This is a genomic window from Falsirhodobacter deserti (genome assembly GCF_004015795.1).
GTDB classification, from domain to species: Bacteria; Pseudomonadota; Alphaproteobacteria; order Rhodobacterales; family Rhodobacteraceae; genus Falsirhodobacter; species Falsirhodobacter deserti.
In genome coordinates this window covers 600,048-618,973 of record NZ_ML137218.1, presented here as the reverse complement: position 1 = coordinate 618,973, position 18,926 = coordinate 600,048, and the positions used below count along the sequence as shown (strand labels likewise).

The 18,926-nt window shown below is 62.4% G+C and carries 13 protein-coding genes, 3 tRNA genes, 2 rRNA genes and 1 pseudogene (1 of these 19 only partly in view); 6 read left to right on the top strand and 13 right to left on the bottom strand.

The annotated features are described in order from the left end of the window. Positions 1-56: 56 nt before the first annotated feature. The 3 genes from JX25_RS03155 to JX25_RS03145 all read left to right on the top strand — a co-directional run bounded on the left by JX25_RS03155 (position 57) and on the right by JX25_RS03145 (position 2,505). Positions 57-500 carry a peroxiredoxin gene (locus JX25_RS03155; protein WP_128253646.1) on the top strand — a complete coding sequence of 148 codons (444 nt, stop codon included), beginning with the start codon at positions 57-59 and terminating at the stop codon, positions 498-500. Between the two features lie 195 nt (positions 501-695). Next, positions 696-2,018 carry a M23 family metallopeptidase gene (locus tag JX25_RS03150; protein WP_128253645.1) on the top strand — a complete coding sequence of 441 codons (1,323 nt, stop codon included), beginning with the start codon at positions 696-698 and terminating at the stop codon, positions 2,016-2,018. After that, on the top strand, positions 2,008-2,505 hold the full coding sequence (locus tag JX25_RS03145; RefSeq protein ID WP_128253644.1) for a bactofilin family protein: 498 nt from the start codon (positions 2,008-2,010) through the stop codon (positions 2,503-2,505). Before JX25_RS03150 ends, JX25_RS03145 begins: the two co-directional genes overlap by 11 nt. Positions 2,506-2,630: 125 nt before the next feature. Here JX25_RS03145 and prfB read toward each other — a convergent pair. From prfB to JX25_RS03130, 3 genes and pseudogenes are all read right to left on the bottom strand, one after another. Next, positions 2,631-3,755, bottom strand: a pseudogene (prfB, locus tag JX25_RS03140) (peptide chain release factor 2). A 66-nt stretch (positions 3,756-3,821) separates the two neighbouring features. Further along, positions 3,822-6,302 carry a penicillin-binding protein 1A gene (locus JX25_RS03135; protein WP_128253643.1) on the bottom strand — a complete coding sequence of 827 codons (2,481 nt, stop codon included), beginning with the start codon at positions 6,300-6,302 and terminating at the stop codon, positions 3,822-3,824. A 94-nt stretch (positions 6,303-6,396) separates the two neighbouring features. Then, positions 6,397-7,575 carry an N-acetylmuramoyl-L-alanine amidase gene (locus JX25_RS03130; protein WP_128253642.1) on the bottom strand — a complete coding sequence of 393 codons (1,179 nt, stop codon included), beginning with the start codon at positions 7,573-7,575 and terminating at the stop codon, positions 6,397-6,399. A 105-nt stretch (positions 7,576-7,680) separates the two neighbouring features. Here JX25_RS03130 and JX25_RS03125 point away from each other — a divergent pair, with 105 nt between their 5' ends. Continuing rightward, a complete protein-coding gene (locus JX25_RS03125) occupies positions 7,681-8,421 on the top strand; it encodes a DsbA family protein (protein WP_128253641.1) in 741 nt (246 codons plus the stop codon). 36 nt (positions 8,422-8,457) lie between these two features. Here the strand turns inward: JX25_RS03125 and ispG are convergent, their stop codons facing one another. The 4 genes from ispG to JX25_RS03105 form a co-directional block, all read right to left on the bottom strand. Then, a complete protein-coding gene (gene ispG, locus JX25_RS03120) occupies positions 8,458-9,597 on the bottom strand; it encodes a flavodoxin-dependent (E)-4-hydroxy-3-methylbut-2-enyl-diphosphate synthase (protein ID WP_128253640.1) in 1,140 nt (379 codons plus the stop codon). A gap of 58 nt (positions 9,598-9,655) precedes the next feature. Beyond that, complete coding sequence (locus JX25_RS03115) at positions 9,656-10,801, bottom strand: helix-turn-helix domain-containing protein (RefSeq protein WP_128253639.1); 1,146 nt, start codon at positions 10,799-10,801, stop codon at positions 9,656-9,658. 107 nt (positions 10,802-10,908) lie between these two features. After that, positions 10,909-12,129 (bottom strand): 5-aminolevulinate synthase, encoded by a 1,221-nt coding sequence (gene hemA, locus JX25_RS03110; RefSeq protein WP_128253638.1) that lies wholly within the window; start codon positions 12,127-12,129, stop codon positions 10,909-10,911. A 142-nt stretch (positions 12,130-12,271) separates the two neighbouring features. After that, entirely contained in the window at positions 12,272-12,820 is a 549-nt protein-coding gene (locus JX25_RS03105) for a DUF4189 domain-containing protein (protein ID WP_128253637.1), read from the bottom strand. Positions 12,821-12,919: 99 nt separating this feature from the next. On the opposite strand from JX25_RS03105, the gene JX25_RS03100 reads away from it, so the two are divergent. After that, entirely contained in the window at positions 12,920-14,290 is a 1,371-nt protein-coding gene (locus tag JX25_RS03100) for a M20/M25/M40 family metallo-hydrolase (RefSeq protein ID WP_128253636.1), read from the top strand. Between the two features lie 86 nt (positions 14,291-14,376). Here JX25_RS03100 and JX25_RS03095 read toward each other — a convergent pair. The 3 genes from JX25_RS03095 to JX25_RS03085 all read right to left on the bottom strand — a co-directional run bounded on the left by JX25_RS03095 (position 14,377) and on the right by JX25_RS03085 (position 16,055). Beyond that, positions 14,377-14,453: transfer RNA gene (locus JX25_RS03095), tRNA-Asp, on the bottom strand. Between the two features lie 32 nt (positions 14,454-14,485). Continuing rightward, positions 14,486-14,562, bottom strand: a tRNA-Asp gene (locus JX25_RS03090). A gap of 83 nt (positions 14,563-14,645) precedes the next feature. After that, complete coding sequence (locus JX25_RS03085; RefSeq protein WP_128253635.1) at positions 14,646-16,055, bottom strand: protein adenylyltransferase SelO; 1,410 nt, start codon at positions 16,053-16,055, stop codon at positions 14,646-14,648. Between the two features lie 156 nt (positions 16,056-16,211). Here JX25_RS03085 and JX25_RS03080 point away from each other — a divergent pair, with 156 nt between their 5' ends. Continuing rightward, positions 16,212-16,397, top strand: coding sequence for a hypothetical protein (locus JX25_RS03080; RefSeq protein ID WP_128253634.1), 186 nt, complete (start codon positions 16,212-16,214; stop codon positions 16,395-16,397). Between the two features lie 321 nt (positions 16,398-16,718). On the opposite strand, the gene JX25_RS03075 is transcribed toward JX25_RS03080, so the two are convergent. The 3 genes from JX25_RS03075 to JX25_RS03065 form a co-directional block, all read right to left on the bottom strand. Then, positions 16,719-16,795, bottom strand: a tRNA-Met gene (locus tag JX25_RS03075). A gap of 82 nt (positions 16,796-16,877) precedes the next feature. Then, positions 16,878-16,992, bottom strand: a 5S ribosomal RNA gene (gene rrf, locus JX25_RS03070). Between the two features lie 116 nt (positions 16,993-17,108). Then, a 23S ribosomal RNA gene (locus tag JX25_RS03065) occupies positions 17,109-18,926 on the bottom strand; it runs 1,008 nt beyond the window's last position.

Below are 18,926 nucleotides of genomic sequence, written 5' to 3'. Positions count from 1 at the left end.
TGCCTTCATCCGCGGCGAAAGGCAACACAGGCGTGGATATAGATGAAGGAACGGCCATGACCCGCCAAGCCCCGGATTTCACCCTTCCCTCCACCGATGGCGAAATCACGCTTTCCGCGCTGGGCCGGAAGGTGGTGCTGTATTTCTATCCGCGCGACGACACGCCCGGCTGCACGCTGGAGGCGCAGGATTTCCACCGCCTTGCCGCCGAGTTCGAGGCGGCGGAAACCAGCGTGATCGGCATCTCCAAGGATGACCTCGCCTCGCACGAGAAGTTCTGCCGCAAGCACGGACTTGGGATCACGCTCGCCTCCGACACGGGCGAGGTGGCCGAGGCCTATGGCGTATGGGTGGAAAAGAACATGTATGGCCGCAAGAGCATGGGGATCGAACGGTCCACGTTCCTGATTTCGGCAGACGGGCGAATCCTGCGCGAATGGCGCAAAGTCAAGGTCGCAGGCCACGCCGAAGAGGTGCTGGAGGCAGCCCGCCTACCATAGATAGGCGAGCTTTCGCCGATATGCGCAACCTTTTGCCATATTGGCGGGGCGCCCTGACAGATTTGGTTGCCCGAAGGGCCCCTTCCCCGTATCCAGTCCGCGGGACAGAAGTGGGCTGGTCATACCGCCTTTCGTCACGTTGCTTATGCAAGGCAGGCGCTCTTCCGTCCGGGCAACAACGAACGGAACATCCCCGTGCTGAAACGCATCTCGTACCGGCTCAACACCTCGCTGGATCGCTGGCTTCCCGAACAGCGCCTGTATCTGAAGTCGGACACGAAAACGCGCTTCATCCGCATTCGCCCCGCCACGCAGCTTGCGGCCCTGACGGGCAGCGTTGCGGTCGTGGGATGGGCCATGGTCGCTTCGGCCATCGTGTTCATGGATGGCATGTCCACCGGATCTGGAAAGGTTGCCACGGCGCGCCAGCAGGCCATCTATGAAGAACGCCTGAACACCATCTCGGACGAGCGGGACATCCGCGCAGAGGAAGCAGCCAATGCCCAGGCGCGCTTCTCGCTTGCGCTGGACGAGGTTTCGGCCATGCAGACCCGGCTTCTGGCATCCGAGGATCGCCGCCGGGAGCTTGAAAGCGGCCTTGCCGCCGTGCAGGCCACCCTTCGCAAGACGATCGAGGAACGCGACACCGCACGCGCCGAGGCCGAGCGTGTGACCCTTGCGCTGAACGAAGGCGATGCCGCCGCGGGCGTGGAAGCCACTGACACGCTTCAGATGATCACCGCCGCGCTGGATGATACCGCGCGTGAACGGGACGATCTGGCGATGGCCGCCCTGCAGGCCGGCGCCCAGACCGAAGATGCGCTGAACGAGAAAGCCGCGCTGGAAGCCCGCAACGATGCGATCTTCGCGCAGCTTGAAGATGCCGTCGAGATGTCGATGGAGCCGCTGGACAACATGTTCAAGGCTGCGGGCCTGAACACGGACGATCTGCTGCGTCAGGTGCGCCGCGGGTATTCGGGCCAGGGCGGCCCGCTTGACCGGGTCAGCCTGTCGACGATGAACGGCGAAACCTCGGCCGAAGAACAGCGCGCCAACGCCATTCTTGACGGTTTGCAGCGGATGAACATGTATCGCATCGCCGCCGTGCATGTGCCGCTGTCGATGCCGGTCACGAGCCGTTTCCGCTATTCGTCACCCTTCGGTTACCGGAACGATCCCAAGGGCGCCGGCCGCCGCTTCCACGCGGGGCTCGACATGGCAGCGCCGATAGGAACGCCCATTCTTGCAACCGGCGACGGCACCGTCGTGCGCGCGGGATGGGTCAGCGGTTACGGCAACATGGTGGAGATCCGGCACGACTTCGGCATCGAGACCCGCTATGGCCACATGTCCAAGATTCGCGTGAAAACCGGCGATAAAGTGTCGCGTGGTGACCGGATTGGTGATATGGGCTCGACAGGCCGGTCCACCGGAAGCCACCTGCATTACGAGGTGCGCGTGGGGGACAAGGTTGTCAACCCCATGACCTTCATCAAGGCGGGAAGAGATGTTTTCTAAAAGCAGAGTGAACGAGCCGGGTCCGAAGCAGGAAGGCGAAACCAGAAGCTGGACCGAGACGCCCAAGACCGAAGCGGCAGCGCCGCGCGGCAAGGCCGGAACCTCCGTCCTGTCTTCCGACCTGACGGTTGTCGGCAACCTCAAGACGACCGGCGATATCCAGGTTGAAGGCACGGTTGAGGGCGACATCCGCGCGCACCTGCTGACCGTGGGCGAAAGCGCCACCATCCGGGGCGAGATTGTGGCGGACGATATCGTCGTCAATGGCCGCGTGATTGGCCGCGTCCGTGGTTTGAAAGTCCGCCTCACCTCCACCGCGCGGGTCGAGGGCGACATCATCCACAAGACGATCGCGATCGAATCCGGCGCTCATTTCGAAGGCTCGGTCCAGCGGCAGGACGATCCCCTGCAGCAGGGCAAGAAGGCGATCGCTGCGCCGCAGCCCCAGCCGCAAGTGACGGCCGCACACCAAGCAAACAACGCCTGACACAAGCGCCCTTCGGGGCGCTTTTTCGTTGCCGCCCCTGATCGGCAATGCGGCTTTGCCGTCATGCAAAAAGCCCCCTGCCCTGACGGCAAGGGGCCACTGGGGTGGCTTGACGGTGCTGCTGATTATTCCGCGTTCGCTTCGGCGCGGCTTTTGCCTGCCACGTCCTGCGCCAGCGTTGCCGCCATGAAGCGGTCCAGATCGCCATCCAGCACGCCCTGCGTGTCCGAGGTTTCCACGTTGGTGCGCAGGTCCTTCACCATCTGGTAGGGCTGCAAAACATAGGAACGGATCTGGTTGCCCCAGCCCGCATCGCCCTTCGCCTCGTGCTGGGCATTGATCGCGGCATTCCGACGATCCAGCTCCATCTGGTAAAGGCGCGATTTCAGGGCGGCCATGGCATTGGCGCGGTTCTGGTGCTGCGACTTTTCAGAGCTTGTCACCACGATGCCCGTCGGGATGTGCGTGATCCGCACGGCCGAGTCGGTGGTGTTCACGTGCTGCCCGCCCGCACCCGATGAACGGTAGGTGTCGATCCGGATCTCGTTATCGGGCACGGTGATCTCGATATTGTCGTCCACCACGGGATAAACCCAGACAGAACTGAAGGAGGTGTGCCGCCGCGCCGCCGAGTCATAGGGAGAGATCCGCACCAAGCGGTGCACGCCGGATTCCGACTTCAACCAGCCATAGGCGTTCAGGCCACTGATCTTGTAGGACACGGATTTGATCCCCGCCTCCTCCCCTTCCGAGATGGACTGGGTTTCGACCTTGTAGCCCTTCTTTTCCGCCCAGCGCACATACATCCGCGCCAGCATGGAGGCCCAGTCGCAGCTTTCGGTGCCGCCGGCACCGGCGTTGATTTCAAGGAAGGTGTCGTTGCTGTCGGCCTCGCCATCCAGCAGGGCCTCAAGCTCTTTCGCCTGCGCCAGCGTCACCAGCTCGCGGATCGCGTTTTCAGCTTCGGACACGATCTCGGAATCGCCCTCGGCCTCGCCCAGTTCGATCAGCTCGATATTGTCGTTCAACCCGCTTTCGATCAGATCCTAGGTGGAGATCTGGTCCATCAGCGCCTGACGGTCGCGCATCAGCTTTTGCGCCTTCGCAGGATCGTTCCAGATGTCGCCCGCTTCGATCATGGCATCGAATTCTTCCAGCCGGTGGCTGGCCGTTTCGCGATCCATGCGCTGCGCAAGAAGCTCCAGCGTCTTGCGGATCGTCTCGGCGTGGTGCTGGATCTCGGTGCGCATGATCGTCCTCGAAATGGTTCAGGCAGCGGTAATACCCGCTTGGGCGTTTGGCGGCAAGCGGGGGCCTTAGTAGAGGCCACCCGAACTGAGTGTGCCGAAATCGGCGTTGTTGCGCGGAATCTCGCGCCGTTCCCCGGTGGATGTGGTGACGGTCTGGCTGTCATCCGTTTCCCCCGGTGCGAACAAGGGCAGGTTTTCCCCCATGGCGAAGCCACCATCGACGGCACTGCCCCATTGCGGCTCCACCCCCTCGCGGAAGTATTCCGAGATGACGTTGGGGCCGGTGGCGTCGGCCGGCAGCGGCGCGCCCGTGAAACGGTCCACCTTCTGGAAGTAACCGCCGGGCGGCACCTTGAACTCTGTCCCGCCGAAGCGCTGCACGGCCTTCTGCATGAACTCCTGGAAGACGGGCACGCACAGCGTTCCGCCAAAAGCCGACCGACCAAGCGAGCGTGGCTGGTCATAGCCCATGTAGCAGCCCGCCACGATGTTGGAGGTATAACCGACGAACCACACATCCTTGGCATCGTTTGTCGTGCCCGTCTTGCCCGCCACCGGAACCGGCAGGTTGAGCGAGCTGGCAGAACCGCGCTGCACCACGCCCCGCATCATCGAGGTAAGCTGGTAGGCGGTGATCGGGTCCATCACCTGTTCGTTCTGCGCCACGATCTGCGGCGCCGTACCCTGCGGCAGGTTGGCCTGTCCGCAGTTCACGCAGTTGCGCTGATCATGGCGATAGATGGTGCGGCCGAACCGGTCCTGCACGCGATCCACCAGCGTCGGCTCCACCCGCTGCCCGCCATTGGCGAACATGGCATAGGCGGACACCATCTTCATCAGCGTCGTTTCCTGCGCACCCAAGGAGTTTGCGAGGAACTGGCGCATCGAGTCGTAGACCCCGAAGCGTTCGGCATACTGGGCAACCGTATCCATGCCGATTTCCTGCGCGAGGCGGATCGTCATCAGGTTGCGCGACTGTTCGATGCCAAGGCGCATGGGGGCCGGCCCAAGCCACTTGCCAGAGGAGTTCTTGGGCGTCCACAGCCCCTGGGGCGTATTCACCTCGATCGGGGCGTCGACGATCACCGTTGCAGGCGTCATCCCGCGATCCAGCGCGGCGGCGTAAATGAATGGCTTGAAGGATGAACCCGGCTGGCGCTGCGCCTGCGTGGCGCGGTTGAAGCTGCTTTCCTGATAGGAAAAGCCTCCCTGCATCGCCAGAACGCGGCCGGTATTCACGTCCATCGCCATGAAGCCGCCTTCGACCTCCGGGATTTGCCGCAGGCTCCAGCCGTCGCCATCGGCGCGGACCAGAACGATATCACCAGGCGTTACGACATCCGAAAGCGCAGTGGCGCGGGAAATCCAGCGCACGTCGCTTGCGGGAATCGTTCCGGTGCCCTTTTCCCCCTGGATGCCGATGGTGGCCGAGGAACCGGCCTCCAGCACCACGGCCACGCGCCAGCCCGGCACGTCGCGCGGCACCTCGGCCGATGCGAGCGCGGGGCGCCATTCATCCTCGCTGTCCAGCACATCGGCAGGAACGGTCACGCCGGTGCCGCGCCAGACGCCAAGGCTGCGATCCAGCTTTTCCAATCCGGCGCGCAGGGCTGCGGCGGCCTCGTTCTGCAGCTCCGGGTCCACGGTTGCGCGGATGGACAGGCCACCGCCGAAGAACTGGTCGCGGCCGAATTCGTCGGAAAGCTGGCGGCGGATCTCGTCGGTGAAATAGCCGCGCGGGGGCAGCGTTTCACGATAGGGTTCGTAATCGCCGTTCTGGACGGAGCGCAGCGGCTCTGCGATCGCGGCTTCCATCGCCGGCTTGTCCAGATAGCCGTTCTGATACATTTCGCGCAGCACGTAATTGCGCCGATCGGTCAGGTGCTGCTTGTCGGTCACGGGCGATCGGCTGGGAGCCTGCGGCATGGAGGCAAGGAAGGCCGCCTCTTCGGGGCGCAGCTCCGACAGCGACTTGTTGAAATAGGTCTGCGCGGCCGCGGCAACCCCATACGAGTTCCGGCCAAGGAAAATCTCGTTCAGGTAAAGCTCCAACACCTTGTCCTTGGACAACGAATTGTCGAGGCGCGTTGCAAGGATGATCTCCTTGATCTTCCGCTCCACCGTCCGGTCCGAGGAAAGAAGGAAGTTCTTTGCCACCTGCTGCGTGATCGTGGATGCGCCGCGCACGGAGCGGCCCCGCGACTCCACGGCCTCCACGATGGCTACGACGATGCTGCGGGGGTCATATCCGTGGTGGATATAATAGTTCTTGTCTTCCGCCGATACGAAGGCGGCCTTGACCAGATCGGGGATCTCCTCGGCGGGAACGAAGATGCGCCGTTCCTGCGCGAATTCGTCGATGACCCGGCCTTCGCGGTTATAGATCCGGCTGATCGTGGGGGGCGTGTACTGGGCAAGGCTGTCATGGCTGGGCAGATCGCGTGAATACATCCAGAACACCGCCGCAAGCGTCAGCGCGCCGAAGATGATTGCCAGCGTGACCGCCGTGAAGATGGCCCCGAGGACGGAGCCGATGAACCTGAACAATGAAGTGCCCTCGCGCCAGTGCAGGGGGCTATATACCGCGCAAGTCGGGCAAGGTCAAAATCCGCCGGTGCGGGCGGCGTGACAATCGCGCGATCTATCGCCGAAGGCCGGGACGGATGACCGCATCCTTTGCCGCCCACGCAAGCAGACCGTCACGCACGGCCAGCGCCATCCGCGCGCGCCATGCCGGATCGCGCAGCTTTGCCAGATCCCCCTGCGAGGAAAGGAACCCCAGTTCGATCAGCACCGACGGCATGTCGGGTGCCTTCAGCACTGCGAAGTCCGCGGCTTGGCGGGGATGGCGGTGCATGACGATCCGGTGGGATTTCACCGCCACCTCCAGCGCCGCGGCCAGACGGTCGGTGCGCGGCTTGGTTTCGGCCCGCGCCATGTCCATCAGCACGCGCGCGATGGAATCATCCTGCCCGCCCAGATCCACGCCGGCGATGATATCCTCGCGGTCGTGCCATTCGGCCAGAACCCGCGCCGCGCGGTCCGTCGCCTCGTCCGACAGCGTATAGATGGTGGTACCCGTCGCCTCCCCCTCGGCCACCGCATCGGCATGGATGGAGATAAAGACCCCAGCCCCAGCCTGCCGCGCGAGGGTCAGCCGGGTTTCCAGCGGAACGAAACGATCATCCTCCCGCGTAAGGGCGACGCGGAAGGTGCCGTCACGCAGCAGCACCTGCCGAAGTTCATTGGCAAAAGCCAGCGTCAGCACCTTTTCGTGAAGGCCGCCATGTTCGGCGCCCGGATCAAGACCGCCATGGCCGGGATCCAGCATGACAAGAAGCGGCCCCTCCCCTGACACCTCGGGCGCGGGCGGCACGGCGGGCAGCGCCCATTCGGGCGGCTCGGGCCGGGCCGCTGCGGCCGCGAACTCCGCCTCATCGGCGCCTTCCAGCACCACGTGAACGGTTGCGCCATCACCGGTCCGCATCTCGGCGCTGCTTATGATGTGGGGTCGCGCCAAGGTCAGCACCATGCGCGACCAACCGGGCCGCACCGTGCCCTGCCGAATACTCGTGATGCGCCGGCCATGGCCGGGCAGCACCTTGCCCAGATCGAGGTTGCGGAAATCCAGCACAAGGCGCGGCGGGTCGGCCAGCACCCGTGCGCGCCATGGCACCGGCTGCGAAAGACCCAGCGTAACCTCGATCCCGCCGATCCAGCCTTCGCGGATGCGCGAGGCATCGGGATCAAGCTGCGCCACCTGCGCCTGCGCCGTCACGGCAAGAAATGTGCACAGCATCGCCCAGAGGATTACCCGCATCGCCCTTCCCTATCTTCGATCGCCGTCTTCCTCGGGCAGATCGCCGCACAGGTCAACACTTGCCATTGGCGGGCTTCCCGTGTTCCCTGCCCCCAACTGAAGGAGATGACGATGAAACGCCTCGCCCTTGCAGCGGTTGCTGCCAGCCTTGCCCTGCCCGTCATGGCGCAGGAAATGACGGATGCCGAGCGTCAGGTCTTCCGGTCCGAAGTGCGCGATTACCTGATGGAAAACCCCGAAGTTCTGATGGAGGCGATCCAGGTTCTGGACCAGCGCCAGCAGCAGCAGCAGGCCGCCAATGAAAGCCAGATCCTGTCGCAGAACGCGGACGCGATCTTCAACAACGAGGCCGATTGGGTCGGCGGCAATCCGGACGGCGATGTCACGCTGGTGGAGTTCATGGATTACCGCTGCGGTTATTGCCGGCAGGCCTTCGCGGAAGTGGAGGATCTGGTGAAAACCGACGGCAACATCCGCTTCGTGCTGAAAGAGCTGCCGATCCTCGGGGAGCAATCGACCCTCGCCTCGCGGTTTGCGCTGGCGGTGAAGATGACAGCGGGCGATGATGCCTACAAAAGCGTGCACGACCAATTCTTCACCCTGCGCGGCGACGTGAACGAAGCCACGCTGCAGCGCATCGCCGGCGATCTGGGTCTGGACTGGCCCGCCGTGAAGGCCGAGATGGACAGCGACGCCATTTCGAAGGTGATCGCCGACAACATGGCGCTGGCGCAGACGCTGCAGGTTCAGGGTACGCCGACCTTCATCATCGATGACACGATCCTGCGCGGTTACGTGCCACAGGAAGGCATGGCGCGGATCGTTGCGCAGGAACGGAAGGGCTGATCCGAAACCAGCCTGCCGCCACTGGCGGCAGGCATCCTATTCGGCTGCCTGAACCGCTTCGGCAGCGGCCTTTTCAGCCTCGATCTGGGAAGCGCGCGCTTCCACCTGTTCGACGATGTGGTCAATCATCTGGTCGTTCGACATGCGGTGGCTTTGCTTGCCGGCAAGATAGACCATGCCATTCCCGGCCCCGCCGCCGGTGAAACCGATATCGGTCATCAGCGCTTCGCCGGGACCGTTCACCACACACCCGATGATCGACAGGCTCATCGAGGTGGTGACATGGGCAAGCCGTTCTTCGAGCGCCGACACCGTCTTGATCACATCGAACCCCTGCCGCGCGCAGGACGGGCACGAGATGATCGTGACGCCGCGATGGCGCAGGCCGAGCGATTTCAGGATTTCGTACCCGATCTTCACCTCTTCCACCGGATCGGCGGAAAGGGAAACGCGGATCGTATCGCCGATCCCCATCCACAGCAGGTTGCCAAGGCCGATGGCCGATTTCACCGTGCCGGACACCAGCCCGCCGGCTTCGGTGATGCCAAGGTGGATCGGCGCATCCGTGGCATCCGCGATGGCCTGATAGGCAGCGGCGGCAAGGAACACGTCCGATGCCTTCACGCTGATCTTGAATTCGTGGAAATCGTTGTCCTGCAGGATCTTGATGTGATCCATGCCGGATTCCAGCATCGCCTCGGGGCAAGGTTCGGCATATTTTTCAAGCAGGTGGCGTTCAAGCGAGCCTGCATTGACGCCGATACGGATGGAACAGCCATAGTCCTTGGCCGCCTTGATCACTTCCTTGACCCGCTTTTCATCCCCGATGTTGCCCGGGTTGATGCGCAGGCAAGCCGCGCCCGCCATGGCGGACTCGATCGCGCGCTTATAGTGGAAGTGGATATCGGCCACGATCGGAACCGGGCTTTCGGCCACGATGTCCTTCAGCGCACGGGATGATTCCTCGTCCGGAACAGACACGCGCACGATATCCGCACCAGCCGCTGCCGCCGCCTGAACCTGTGCGACGGTCGCCCTGACATCGGTTGTCAGCGTGTTGGTCATCGTCTGCACCGAGATAGGTGCATCGCCCCCGACGGGCACGTTGCCCACCATGATCTGCCGCGACTTGCGACGGTAGATGTTTCGCCAGGGCCGGACGTGATTCAAGGACATGGAATGCTCCGCTTCGCCTTTGCCCCAACATAGGGGCGGGGCGAAGCGGGGGCAACCGTCAGTCGGTCGCCTCGGCCGTCAGTATGCGCGCAAGATCGGCATCGCGGTCCGGCTCCGCGGCGGCATAGGCCTCGGTCAGCGCCTCGGGGGTAAGGCTGACATTCTTGACCACCTGCGCCCCCGCAGCGGCGGGACCATAGGTTTCGCCATTCACGGCGAAATAGACAGATCCGGAATTGCCGGCACGAAGCTTTGCAGGTTCTTCCATCTGCGGCACTTCATAGCGTTCGCCCGCATCAAGGATCTTTTCGAACAGGACGGTGCCATCGGCCGATTGCACACGGATCCAGGACGGGCGGACGGCAAGGATTTCCACCTTGGGGGCCTGTGCCTGCACCACCTGCGGGGGTTCGGCCACCTGATCAGGAAATTCGGGGCCGAAATGGTCAGCGTCGGCCAGTTGTTCGCGCCGCGGGTCGATGGCGGCGATGGGCCCGTCACGGGCAATCAGGACAGGCACGTCCAGCGCCTGATCGCGCGGGCGGTACAGTCGCGCCATCAGATCATGCTGCGTCGCCTCGTCCCCTTGCGGCAGCACGTCAAGATTTCCGCCGGTGGTCACGCCGTCCAGCGGGTCCATTTCGGCCATGACGTCCGGGCTTTGTTCCACGGGCGCAAGCTGAACGCGCTGCACTTCCTGCAGGACGGACCAGCCGCCATATCCGATGCCGCCGATCAGCACGGCCAGCACCATGACAGAAGCCACGGCGCGCAGATCGATCTGCGATGCGAAGCTACGGCTTTGCGGCAGGAATTTAGGATTCGGATCAGCCAGCGGATCGCCCGACCGCACCGGCACCGGGCGACGAGGCGAGGCTTGCGCCGACATGCCGTGATGCAGGGTGAAATTCGCCTCGGCACAGAACTTCTGGTAGGACCATTCGGGATCCAGCCCCAGATAGCGGGCATAGGAACGGATATAGCCGGCAATGAAGCCCTGGCTTTCGAACGCGGTCAAATCGCAGTTCTCGATCGCGGCGATGTAGGTGGCCTTGATCCGAAGTTCGCGCTGCACATCCAGAAGGGACTTGCCCAGCGTCGCCCGCTCCCCGCGCATCACATCGCCAAGGCGCAGCTCAAAATCGTCAAACCCCAAAGGTTTGTCACCGTCCACCGTCGAAGGGGATGTCCTCCGCCAGATCATGTGTTGTCGCCCTGCCCCAGAAAAATGCCCAGCCGTTATCTCGACTCATAGGCTGCCTCTGGCCGTTGATTATCACAGGCCAGAGATCGATGCATCTGCCTATGTGATCAGGCTGACATTTCGGCGCGATTTAGCGCACAGTGCCCCCAAAGCAAGTCAAGCGCGCGCACAAGTGCGTCCATCTCCTTTGCGCCGTGCACGGGCGAAGGGGTGAAGCGAAGCCGCTCGGTCCCGCGGGGAACGGTGGGAAAGTTGATCGGCTGGACATAGATGCCGTGATCTTCCAGCAGCATGTCCGACAGCATCTTGCAATGCACCGGATGGCCCACGTGAACCGGCACGATATGCGATCCGTGATCGATGATCGGCAGGCCCAGCCCCTTCAGGCGCATCTTCAGGATACGGGCATGCGTCTGGTGCGCCTCACGCAGGGCGGTGGCGGTCTTGAGGTGGCGGATCGATGCCGCCGCCCCTGCCGCCACGGCTGGGGGGATGGAGGTCGTGAAGATGAACCCCGGTGCATAGGACCGAACGGCGTCCAGCATCTTGGCCGTCCCGGCGATATAGCCGCCAAAGACGCCGAAAGCCTTGCCAAGCGTGCCGTTGATGATGTCGATGCGATCCATCATGCCATCACGTTCGGCCACGCCCGCGCCGCGGAGGCCATACATGCCGACGGCGTGCACCTCGTCCAGATAGGTCAGCGCACCGAATTCATCGGCCAGATCGCAGATCTCCGCGATCGGTCCGAAATCGCCATCCATGGAATAGATGGATTCGAAGGCGATCAGGACCGGACGGCCCCGAAGCCCTTCAAGGATCTGGCGCAGGTGTGCCACATCGTTGTGGCGGAAAACCACCTTCTCGCCCCGCCCGTTGCGGATGCCCTGGATCATGGAGGCGTGGTTCAACTCGTCCGAAACGATCACCAGCCCGGGAAACAGCTTCGGCAGCGTCTGCAGCGTGGCGTCATTGGCCATATAGGCCGAGGTGAAGACCAGCGCGGCTTCCTTGCGGTGAAGGTCCGCAATCTCCGCCTCCAGCTCCTTGTGGTAAAGCGTGGTGCCCGAGATGTTGCGCGTACCGCCCGAACCTGCGCCCGTGGCGTCCAGCGCCTCGTGCATGGCCTTCAGGACGGCCGGATGCTGCCCCATGCCAAGATAGTCGTTTCCGCACCAGACGGTGATGTCCCGCTCGCTGCCGTCGGGGCGGCGCCAGACGGCATGGGGAAAGGCACCCTTGCGCCGCTCGATATCGATGAAGGTGCGGTAGCGCCCTTCTTCGTGCAGCCGGTTCAGTGCGGTGTCGAGTGCCAGATCGTAGTTCATCATCCATCTCCCTGACGCCCCCGAAGGGTAGCTGGGTCATGGGCGGGCAGATGCCGTCCGTTTCAATCCTGCCCTTTTAATGCCCGGTGCGCGCAGGGGAAACTGGACATTTTGCCCAGTCCCCCTGCGCGGCCTGCATGGCTCAGTTCTGGATCAGGACCTGACAGCCCGCCCCGCACTGGGCCACCGCCTCGTCGGCGGCATTGTCGCCTTTTGCCAGCCCCCAGTCGCCGCTGTTCGGGGAAATCGCGAAAGCCTTCGGCTGGTTGCCGCGGAAATCGTCGATGAAGGCTTCGGTCGCCGTTTGCGAAAGCTGCACGGGCTGCGATTTCCAGCCGGCTGGGCGGATGAAGCCCACCACTTCGCATTCGCGGGCAGCCTTGCGGCGGGCGTTGCAATCGCGCAGCGCCGCAGCCGAGGCCGTCTCGGTGTTGTGATAGTTCGCGGCAGCGACCGTCGCCTCCACCATGATGCCTTCATCGGGGGAAATGGCGATGGCTCCGTAATAGGCTTGCTGTGCGCCCACCTGCTGCAGCAAGGCAGCCTGATCGGCGGGCAGATAGTCCTTGGGCAGGATTTCCACCGCGCCCTTCGCGTTGGGGTACAGCATCCCGCGCACGTCGTTCAGCGTCATCGTCTGGGCCGTGGCGGTGGTTGCGGCAAAGGTGGCGGCGATAAGCCAGTATTTCATCAGAACCTCCGGTTTTGACAAGACATAGCGCGGGGTGCCCGCTCTGGACAGGGGCTGCGGCGGTGATACCCTGCGCGCCACCCACAGAAGGAGACAGCCATGTCGCTGCAATCGGTGCTGGACACCATCGACCAATCCCTGCCCGAGGCGACGGATCGCCTGCTGGAACTGCTGCGCATCCCCTCGATCTCGACCGATCCGGCCTTCAAGGCCGATTGCGACCGTGCCGCCGACTGGCTGGTGAAGGACCTGGAGGAGATCGGCTTTACCGCCGCCAAGCGCGCCACCCCTGGCCACCCGATGGTCGTGGCCCATTCCGGCACGACCGGCCCGCACATCCTGTTCTATGGCCATTATGACGTGCAGCCGGTCGATCCGCTGAACCTTTGGGATCGCGATCCCTTCGATCCGCAGGTGCAGGACACGGCCAAGGGTAAGGTAATCCGCGGGCGCGGGTCTGCCGATGACAAGGGCCAGCTTATGACCTTCATCGAGGCCTGCCGCTCGTGGAAGACGGTTCACGGCGCCCTGCCCGGCCGCATCACCATCTTCCTTGAGGGCGAGGAGGAGTCCGGCTCCCCTTCCCTGATCCCGTTCATGAGGGAGAACGCGGACGAGCTGCGCGCCGACATCGCGCTGATCTGCGACACGGGAATGTTCGATCCCAAAACCCCCGCCATCGTGACCATGCTGCGCGGGCTGGCCAAGTGCGAGATAACGGTGCATGCCGCCAACAAGGATCTGCATTCGGGCATGTTCGGCGGCCCCGCGATCAACCCGATCCGCGTGCTGGCGAAGATCCTCGGCAACCTGCACGACGATCAGGGCCGCGTCACGATCCCCGGCTTTTATGACGATGTGGAGGAACTGCCCGACGCCGTTCGCCAGCAATGGCAAAACCTTGCCTTCGACCATGCGGGCTTCCTTGGGGAGGTCGGCCTGTCCGTGCCCGCAGGCGAGCAGGACCGCACCCCGCTGGAGATGATCTGGTCCCGCCCGACGGCCGAGATCAACGGCATCTGGGGCGGCTATACCGGCGCAGGCTTCAAGACGGTGCTTCCGGCAGAGGCGCATGCCAAGATCAGCTTCCGCCTTGTCTCCAAGATGGACCATGAAAAGATCAGCGCGTCTTTCCAGCAGTGGTTCACCGCCCAGCTTCCGGCCGACTGCACGGTGGAGTTCAAGGACGTGAACGGCTCGCCCGCCAGCACCATGTCGATCGACGACCCGGCGTTCGAGAAGGCGCGCCGTGCCTTGTCCGAGGAATGGGGCACCGAGGCTGCCTATGTCGGCTCCGGCGGGTCGATCCCGATCGCGGGTTATTTCAAGGACATCCTCGGGATGGATGCTATGCTGATCGGCTTCGGGCGCGACGATGACCAGATGCATTCCCCGAACGAAAAATACGACATGGAAAGCTTCCACAAAGGAATCCGTTCGTGGGCGCGGGTGCTGGAAAAGCTGATGTAAGACCGGCGGGGGGCTTCTGCCCCCTTTGCCATGCAAAGGCACCATGAATGCGAAAAGGCGGCCCAAGGGCCGCCTTTTTCGTGGAATGGCGCGGTTGACGGGGCTCGAACCCGCGACCCCCGGCGTGACAGGCCGGTACTCTAACCAACTGAGCTACAACCGCATTCCAACGGCAACGGGCATATCGGGTGAAAGTGGCGCGGTTGACGGGGCTCGAACCCGCGACCCCCGGCGTGACAGGCCGGTACTCTAACCAACTGAGCTACAACCGCAACTTTCACCGTCCGGACCCGCCGAACGTGGGGGCGTATTACGCAGCCCCGTCGCTGCCGTCAAGCACCCTTTCACGCTTTTCTTACGTTCCGCAGAAGGTTCTGTAGGTTCCAAACCCTTCCGAGGCCGGAAGGGCATATTTCTCAAGGCCCTGACGTTCGTTGAAGGGATCGCGAACGGCATCCAGCAGCCCATCCAGCGGCGCCTGATCGCCCGCCTCGGCTGCAGCCAGCGCCTCCTCCACCCGTTCGTTGCGCGGGATGTACAGGGGATTCGCCGCATCCATCCGCGCAGCCGCATCCGGCGCAAGGCGTGCCTTCCATCGCGGAAGCCAATCATCCAGCCGGTCCGGCTGCGCCAGCAGCACACGCAGGCGCGACGGATCATCCATTGCGCGGGACAGGCGGCGGAAAGACAGAGTCCAGTCCGCGCCCTCGATCCCCTGCAGAAAAGCTTCGACCAGATCGCGGTCGCCCGCATCCTTGCCATCCAGCCCCAGCTTGCGACGCATGCCGTCCAGCCAAGCATCCTGATACTGCGCCGCCACCCCTTCAAGGATACGCGTCGCCCGCTCCACCGCGCGGCCTTCATCGGCGTCGATCAGCGGAAGAAGGGTTTCCGCCAGCCGTGCAAGGTTCCAGCCCAGGATCAGCGGCTGGTTTACATAGGCATACCGCCCCTGCCGGTCGATGGACGAAAACACCGTTCCCGGCGCATAGGCTTCCATGAAGGCGCAGGGGCCGTAATCGATCGTCTCGCCCGAGATGGTCATGTTGTCGGTGTTCATGACACCATGCACGAAACCGACAAGCATCCACTGCGCCACCAGCCGCGCCTGTGCCGCCGCCACGTCGGTCAGAAAACCGACATAATCACCGGTACGATGCGGGTAATGGCGGGCGATGGCGTAATCGGCCAGACGACGCACCCCTTCCATATCGCCCTGTGCAGCCAGATACTGGAAGGTGCCGACACGCAAGTGGCTGGAGGCAACGCGGACAAGCACCGCCCCCGGCTGGGGGCCTGCCTCGCGCAGCACCTGCTGACCTGTGGCGATGGCGGCCAGCGCACGGGTGGTGGGGATACCGAGGGCATGCATCGCCTCGGCCACGATGAATTCGCGCAACACGGGGCCAAGGGCGGCCTTGCCGTCGGCCCCGCGGGAAAACGGCGTGGCACCCGATCCTTTCAATGCAATATCGCGCAACCCCTTTGGCGTTAGCACCTCGCCCAACAAAAGGGCGCGCCCGTCACCAAGGCGGGGAGAAAAGCCGCCGAACTGATGCCCTGCATAGGCCTGCGCCACCGGGCGGGCCGAAGCTGGCAGATCGAGCCCTGCCAGCTGCTGCGCCGTTAGATCGGGCGGCAGCCCCAGATCAGCGGCAAGCGGCGCGTTGAACCGCAGGATCTGCGGATCGGGCACTGCGTCGGCCTGCCAGTCCACGTAAAGGCCCGGCAATGCGGTGGCGAAGTCCTGCTGAAACGGGATCATAACATATCTCCTTTACCGCCCGATATGGGGGCAACCTTACCGATGACCACCGACGAGCAGGCATTGTGACGTTTTAAGGAACCATGATCGCATCTTTGTCATTCATACATCAGTCGCGGGCGTGGGACCCGGCGAGAGCAACAGGAGACCTTGCACATGAAACGTCCAGTCATTCTTGCAATTTCGGCCCTTACCATTGTGGCGACGCTGTCGGCCTGCGGCAACACGCGCAGCCAGCGCGTTGCGACGGGTGCGTTGGGTGGCGCAGTCGCCGGTCAGGTTGTGGCCAACGAGCCGGTGGCCGGTGCCCTGATCGGCGGCACGATCGGCGCAGTGAACTGATCCTGCCTGCATGGGCTCAGAAAGCGCGAAGCATCGCTTCGCGCTTTTTCCTCGCTTGCGATGTTATGCGGAAGCTTCCGTGCATTTCCGGGTATGCAATGCAACCAAGGAAAGCAGCCCTCCCCCGAAGGCCTTACTTTGAGCCTGCGCTTGAGGTTTATCATGGCGCTGTGAAGTGCCCAGGCTTTGGGTTTGACTTTAGGATCGACGTACGCATACGTGTCGCGGGTGCCATGCAGCTTCTGGCACTACGGTCTGGCCTGCATCCAGCCCCATGTTTTGCGGGTCTGGGTATTGTAGTTGTGCGGATTTCGCGGAATTTGGTTGCGGGAGCAGGATTTGAACCTGCGACCTTCAGGTTATGAGCCTGACGAGCTACCGGGCTGCTCCATCCCGCGACGTTTGCGCTGCGATTATTTTTGTGCGGCGCTGTTTTTTGATCTTGTGAGGGTTTGTTCTGAGAGATTGGGTTCTTTTCAGGTTTGGCGGTGACCTACTCTCCCACGTCTTAAGACGCAGTACCATTGGCGCGACGGCACTTAACGGCCGAGTTCGGGATGGGATCGGGTGTTTTGCTCGTGCTATGACCACCAAACCGGAGAAGAACCCATTCCCTGGCGGGAGCCAGGGAGGTTTCACAACATCAGGGACATGGTTTTTCATGTCGCTTGTTCAAGTCGGTGTTTGCTTTTGATCCTGCTTTTTCTGGATCAAATCAAGCCTATCGGGCAATTAGTACCAGTCAACTGAATGCGTTACCGCACTTACATCTCTGGCCTATCGACGTGGTGGTCTTCCACGGCCCTCAAGGGAGACCTTGTTTTGAAGGGGGCTTCCCGCTTAGATGCCTTCAGCGGTTATCCTGTCCGAACATAGCTACCCAGCACTACCGTTGGCACGATAACTGGTCCACCAGTGGTTCGTTCACCCCGGTCCTCTCGTACTAGGGGCAACTCTTCTCAAGTCTCCTACACCCACGGCAGATAGGGACCGAACTGTCTCACGACGTTCTAAACCCAGCTCACGTACCTCTTTAAATGGCGAACAGCCATACCCTTGGGACCTGCTCCAGCCCCAGGATGAGATGAGCCGACATCGAGGTGCCAAACGATGCCGTCGATATGGACTCTTGGGCATCATCAGCCTGTTATCCCCAGAGTACCTTTTATCCGTTGAGCGATGGCCCTCCCACTTGGGACCACCGGATCACTATGGCCGACTTTCGTCTCTGCTCGACTTGTCAGTCTTGCAGTCAGGCTGGCTTCTGCCATTGCACTCAACGACCGATTTCCGACCGGTCTGAGCCAACCTTCGCGCGCCTCCGTTACAATTTGGGAGGCGACCGCCCCAGTCAAACTACCCACCACGCAGGGTCCCGGATCCGGATAACGGACCGCGGTTAGACATCAAGAGTGCGAAGGGTGGTATCTCAAGGATGGCTCCACGGGAACTGGCGTCCCCGCTTCGATGCCTACCACCTATCCTGCACATCACAATCCTGATGCCAGTGCGAAGCTATAGTAAAGGTTCATGGGGTCTTTCCGTCTAACCGCGGGAAGTGTGCATCTTGACACACAGTTCAATTTCGCTGAGTCCACATCAGAGACAGCGGGGAGATCGTTACGCCATTCGTGCAGGTCGGAACTTACCCGACAAGGAATTTCGCTACCTTAGGACCGTTATAGTTACGGCCGCCGTTTACTGGGGCTTCAATTCGGAGCTTGCACCCCTCCTTTTAACCTTCCAGCACCGGGCAGGCGTCAGACCCTATACGTCGCCTTACGGCTTCGCAGAGCCCTATGTTTTAAGTAAACAGTCGCCACCCCCTGGTTTGTGCCCCCCACACACACTTGCGTGCACGTGGGGCCTCCTTCTCGCGAACTTACGGAGGTATTTTGCCGAGTTCCTTTGATGTGGTTCTCTCAAGCGCCTTGGTATTCTCTACCAGTCCACCTGTGTCGGTTTAGGGTACGGTCTCATGGAGGGCTATTTCCAGGAACCTCTAAGCAGCCCGTTCAATCCGATAAGAACGAACTACCCTCGAGATCCGTCACTTCCTCCTGGCCCAGGAATATTAACCTGGTTCCCATCGACTACGCCTTTCGGCCTCGCCTTAGGGGCCGGCTTACCCTGCTCAGATTAGCTTTAAGCAGGAACCCTTGGACTTTCGGCGACAGGGTCTCTCACCCTGTTTGTCGCTACTCATGTCAACATTCTCGCTTCTGATCTCTCCACCGGATGCCTTACAGCCCGGCTTCACAGAAAGAACATTGTCTGCGCTGCCCGAAGGCAGAACAGACAGCGTTCTATATCACAGAACGCTCCGCTACCACGCATATCGCTATGCATCCTGAGCTTCGGCTCGTGGCTTGAGCCCCGTTACATCTTCGCCGCAGGACAGCTTATCTAGACCAGTGAGCTGTTACGCTATCTTTAAAGGATGGCTGCTTCTAAGCCAACCTCCTGGTTGTTTTGGCCGTCCCACATGCTTTCCCACTTAGCCACGAATTAGGGGCCTTAGCTGCAGGT

Coding starts and splice junctions, on each gene's coding strand:
- ispG (WP_128253640.1), bottom strand. CDS start 9,597: ATGTCCTTGAATCACGTCCGGCCCTGGCGAAACATCTACCGTCGCAAG.
- JX25_RS03100 (WP_128253636.1), top strand. CDS start 12,920: ATGTCGCTGCAATCGGTGCTGGACACCATCGACCAATCCCTGCCCGAG.
- JX25_RS03145 (WP_128253644.1), top strand. CDS start 2,008: ATGTTTTCTAAAAGCAGAGTGAACGAGCCGGGTCCGAAGCAGGAAGGC.
- JX25_RS03080 (WP_128253634.1), top strand. CDS start 16,212: ATGAAACGTCCAGTCATTCTTGCAATTTCGGCCCTTACCATTGTGGCG.
- JX25_RS03130 (WP_128253642.1), bottom strand. CDS start 7,575: ATGCGGGTAATCCTCTGGGCGATGCTGTGCACATTTCTTGCCGTGACG.
- JX25_RS03155 (WP_128253646.1), top strand. CDS start 57: ATGACCCGCCAAGCCCCGGATTTCACCCTTCCCTCCACCGATGGCGAA.
- JX25_RS03085 (WP_128253635.1), bottom strand. CDS start 16,055: ATGATCCCGTTTCAGCAGGACTTCGCCACCGCATTGCCGGGCCTTTAC.
- JX25_RS03105 (WP_128253637.1), bottom strand. CDS start 12,820: ATGAAATACTGGCTTATCGCCGCCACCTTTGCCGCAACCACCGCCACG.
- JX25_RS03125 (WP_128253641.1), top strand. CDS start 7,681: ATGACGATGAAACGCCTCGCCCTTGCAGCGGTTGCTGCCAGCCTTGCC.
- JX25_RS03115 (WP_128253639.1), bottom strand. CDS start 10,801: ATGATCTGGCGGAGGACATCCCCTTCGACGGTGGACGGTGACAAACCT.
- hemA (WP_128253638.1), bottom strand. CDS start 12,129: ATGAACTACGATCTGGCACTCGACACCGCACTGAACCGGCTGCACGAA.